Annotated in this window: 3 protein-coding genes and 1 pseudogene; all 4 read right to left on the bottom strand. The window is 69.9% G+C overall.

Going from position 1 to position 4,297, the window contains the following annotated elements; all coding sequences use genetic code 11:
• A pseudogene (gene aroE / locus AC1D15_RS19855) lies at positions 1–346 on the bottom strand (shikimate dehydrogenase); the annotation flags it as partial.
• A 17-nt stretch (positions 347–363) separates the two neighbouring features.
• Complete coding sequence (locus AC1D15_RS19850) at positions 364–1,224, bottom strand: energy transducer TonB (RefSeq protein WP_047506647.1); 861 nt, start codon at positions 1,222–1,224, stop codon at positions 364–366.
• A 7-nt stretch (positions 1,225–1,231) separates the two neighbouring features.
• Positions 1,232–3,313: a ribonuclease catalytic domain-containing protein gene (locus AC1D15_RS19845; RefSeq protein WP_477827329.1), complete on the bottom strand. Its 2,082-nt coding sequence runs from the start codon at positions 3,311–3,313 to the stop codon at positions 1,232–1,234.
• Between the two features lie 36 nt (positions 3,314–3,349).
• Complete coding sequence (locus AC1D15_RS19840; RefSeq protein ID WP_477827328.1) at positions 3,350–3,937, bottom strand: YqiA/YcfP family alpha/beta fold hydrolase; 588 nt, start codon at positions 3,935–3,937, stop codon at positions 3,350–3,352.
• Positions 3,938–4,297 lie beyond the last annotated feature (360 nt).

Raw genomic sequence — 4,297 nt, 5'->3', positions numbered from 1 at the left:
GTTCGGCATTGCGTTCGATGTCGCGCACCAGGCCGCAGCCGTCGGCGTTGTCGGCCAGCCAGCCGTCACGCGCGTCGAAGCGCAGGATGTTGGCCGCCCCGGCCAGCGCCGCGCGGTCGGTGCGCCGTGCCGCCAGGTCGAAGGCCTCGAACTTGAACGGCACGGTGACGTTGCAGCCGCGCCCGCCCTCGTCGGCGAAGCGGCGCACGGTGTCGGCGAAGCCGTCCAGCGGGCACAGCAGCCGGTCGTAGTGCAGCGCCTGGCCGGTCTGTTCGGCGAAGCGCGCGTGGATGAACGGCGACTGGCTGTGCTGCACCGGATTGCCGGCGACGACGTAGCGATCCATGGCGTGTCTCGTGAGGCTCAGCGCGTCGCGGGGGCGCTCAGCGTGGTCTCGAGCCCTTCTTCGCGGGTGAAGCGGAAGCGCGAGGTGATCACCAGCTGGTCGGCGCGCTTGCGCATCTCGGTGCTGAACTGGCCGAACGGCGCGGCCGCGCGCACGATGGCCTGGGCGCGCTTGTCGAGCAGCGGCGACTTCGACGGCCGCACGATCTCGGTCTCCATCACGCGGCCGGCGGCATCGATCGTGATCACCATCATCAGCTCGCCGTAGATCTTCTTGCCCTGCGACTCGGGGAAGTTGCGGGTGCCGCGGTCCTCGATCTTGCGGCGCAGCGAGTCGTAGTAGATCGCGTACAGCTCCTCTCGGGTGGCCGGGCTGATGTAGCGCTTCTTCGGCCGCGAGTTCTCTTCATTGATGCGCTTCTCGATCTCGGCCAGCAGCTGCATCAGCTGGCGGCGGCGTTCCTCCTGCGCACGCGCCTGCGGATCGCCGCGGTCGCGCTTCGGGTCGGGGGCCGGCAGGTAGGCCAGCTCGCGGCGCACCTGCGCGAGCAGCTGCTGCTGGGTCTCCTGCAGCTGCTCGATCTGCTTGTGGGCCTCGTCGGCCGAGTCGCCGAGCTCGATCAGCGCCGACGACGGCAGCGGCGAGGTGGCGCGGCCGCGCTCGGCCTCGCCGCCGCCGGCCAGGTTGCGCTGCGCGATCGCCTGCGGCTTGACCGGTGCCTCGGCCGAACTGCCGTTGACGAGGATCACCTCCAGCGGCGTGTCCTGGAACACGCGGTTGAAGCCCTCCGGGTCGACGAAGCGCACCACCAGCAACAGGGCATGCACGCCGATCGACACCGCGAGCGCGATCTGCAGGGTGGAGAACTTCTTCAGCATCGGTCTCTCAGGCGGCAGGGGTGGCGGCGGTTGCCGCATCGGGGGCGGGGGCTTCTTCGTCGCCTGCATCGCCAGCCACGTCGATCGCGAGCGTCAGCGGACCGGCGGCCACGTCCTCGCTGTCGCTGTCGTTTTCAACTTCGGCATCCTCGATGACCGCGTCATCGGCCGAGGTGTCCGGATCGTCGATGCGCGACAGCACGCTCGCATGCACGTCCAGCGTCAGCAGGTCGGTGCCGGTGATGCGCACCTTCACGCGCGCGCCGCGCGGCAGCCGGTCGGCGCCGACCGCGCGGAACACCAGCGGCAGCGTGTCGGCGCGCACCAGGCCTTCCTTCATGACCGCGGCGTCGAGTTCGGCGATGCCGTTCTGCTCCAGGTACTTCAGCGTCCAGTAGCGCTCGATGCCCGACTGGAAGCCGTTGTAGGCGCTGTAGGCCGCATCGAAGCTGGAGATCACCGAGAACAGCGCGGCATCCTTCGGCTTGAACGGTGCGGCCAGCGCCGCGGTGCGGCCGTGGCGCGCGCAGGCGACGATCTGCCACTGGTTCAGCAGGTCGACATAGCGGCGCAGCGGCGACGTGGCCCAGGTGTACTGCGCGACGCCCATGCCGGCGTGCGGCGCGGCCTTGGTGCCCATGCGCACCTTGACGCCCGGCGCCATGCTGGCCTGGCTGCGGTAGATGCCCGGCACGCCGAGTTCGTTGAGCCAACCGCCCCAGGTGCTGTTGGCGAGGATCATCGCCTCGGCGACGATCAGGTCGAGCGGCGAGCCGCGCTGGCGGGTGCCGATGCTGACGCGCTCGTGGCCCTGCGGCTCGGCGCCGTCGTTGCCGTCGAGCTTGAAGTTGTAGTCGGCGCGGTTGAACAGCTCCGGCTTGCCGCGCACCTGCTCGCGGCCGGCCTTCAGGTGGCGGGCCAGGCGGAAGCAAAACGCCAGCTCCGGCGCGAATTCGTAAGCCGCCGGCGCCTCGCCGAGCAGCGTGGCCTCGGTGATCACCGCGTCGAGCTGGTCGTGGCGCAGGTTGGCGGCGATCGGCACCCGCTCGAGCTTCGTCTCGCTGCCGGTCACCTTCAGCGTCGCCTCGTCGAAGCTGACGTACAGCGACACGGCGGGGCAGTCGCGCCCGGCCTGCAGCGTGTAGGCCTGCACCACGTCGTCGGGCAGCATCGTCAGCTTGTAGCCCGGCATGTAGACGGTCGACAGCCGGTCGCGCGCGACCTTGTCGACCGGGCTGTCGKGTGCGATCGCGAGGCTGGGCGCCGCGATGTGCACGCCGAACACCACGGTGCCGCTGCCCAGGCCCTGCACCGACAGCGCGTCGTCGATCTCGGTGGTCTGCGAATCGTCGATCGAGAACGCCTGCACGGCCGCGACCGGCAGGTCGTCCTTGATGGCCGGGGCCGACAGCGGCGGGAAGGCGGTGCCCTTCGGGAAGTTCTCGAACAGGAAACGCCGCCAGTGGAACTGGTACGGCGAGTCGATCGCGCCGGCAGCGGTCAGCAGGTCGAGCGGCGCCTTCTGTGCGCGGCGCGAGGCCTCGACGACGGCCTTGTATTCGGCGGCGTTCTTGTCGGGGCGGAACAGGATCTTGTAGAGCTGCTCGCGCACCGGCGCCGGGCACTGGCCGGCCACCAGCTCGGCGGCCCAGCCCTCGATCTGCGCGGCCAGCTGCTTCTTGCGCTCGATGCCGAGCAGCGCGGCCTTCACGATCTCTTCCGGCGCCTTCTTGAACTGGCCCTTGCCGAGGCGGCGGAAGTAGTGCGGCGCCTCGAACAGCCGGAACAACGCGGCGGCCTGCTTCTCGACGCCGGCCTTGCTGTCGAAGTAGTCGCGCGCCAGGTCGGCGAAGCCGAACTCGGCGTCGGGCGCGAATTCCCAGGCCAGGTCGAGGTCGATCTCGCGGGCGAGCCGCTGGCCCTCGGCGATCAGCTCGGCCGGCAGCGGCTTCTCGAACTTCAGCAACACGTTGGCTGCCTTCACCTTCACGCGCTTGCCCGAATCGAGCTCGATCTGCATCGAGCTGTCGGCTTCGGTCATCACGCGGCCGGCGAGAAACTTGCCGGCGTCATCGAACAGTGCATACATGGGTGGGATTGTCGCGGAAAGCTCGGCCGATCCCGGTCAGGGCGAGGCGCCAAGCTGCAGGAAATGCATCAGGTGGGGCAGGTGTTCGTCGAACCCGCTGAGCGCATGGTCGCTGCCTTCGACGATGCGCAGGTGGGCGCCGCGGTAGCGCTCGCTCATCTCGCGCCAGTCGAGCACCTCGTCGCCGGTGGCGATCACCGCGAAGTAGCGCGACGGTTTCGCCAGCGCGCCCGGCGCCATCGCGCGCAGCTGCTCGACGTAGGCCGGCACGAAGAAGAAGCGCTCCTCGCTGTGCCAGGCGGTCGTCTCGCCGATGTGGCCGGCCAGGTCGCGGGCCGGGTCGACGGCCGGGTTCAGCAGCACGGCCGGGCAGCCGAGCTGCTCGGCCAGCACCGTGGCGTAGAAGCCGCCGAGCGAGCTGCCGATGATCGCCATGCGGTCGTGCGGCCAGCCCGCCAGCTCGGCCTGCAGGCCCTCGATCGCCTCCTGCGGCGACGCCGGCAGCTGCGGGCACCACCAGTTGACGCGCGGTGCGTGGCGCTTCACCCAGGCCTCGACCTGGCGCGCCTTGGTCGACTGCGGCGACGAACGGAATCCGTGCAGGTACAGGAGGTGGGTGGTCATGAAGCGTGAGGAATGCACATCCGGCGCCGGGTTCGCCGGCCTGCGGGTTTCCGATCGGTCGAGGCACGGAACCTGCAAAGCGCGACGGAGTCTAGCTCGGCGTTCCACGGGGTGGACGCCCGGCGCGACGCTCTACACTTTGTTTCCACGCGGCCTCCATCCGACGACCGCCCCCGGCCCCTCCAGTCGCTTCCCACAAGGACACCGTTGACGTGAAAGATGACTCCCTGATCCTGTCGAGATCCGGCGCGCCTGCGGGCCTGTCGCTGGTGCTGTCCGGCCTGCTGCTGCAAGGCTGCGTCACCACGGTGCAACCGGCCTCGCCGCCGGTCGTCGTGATCGCCCCGGCCGGGGCCGCGT

Source organism: Rhizobacter sp. P2_H2, from assembly GCF_056403375.1.
This window is presented reverse-complemented; position numbering and strand designations above follow the sequence as displayed.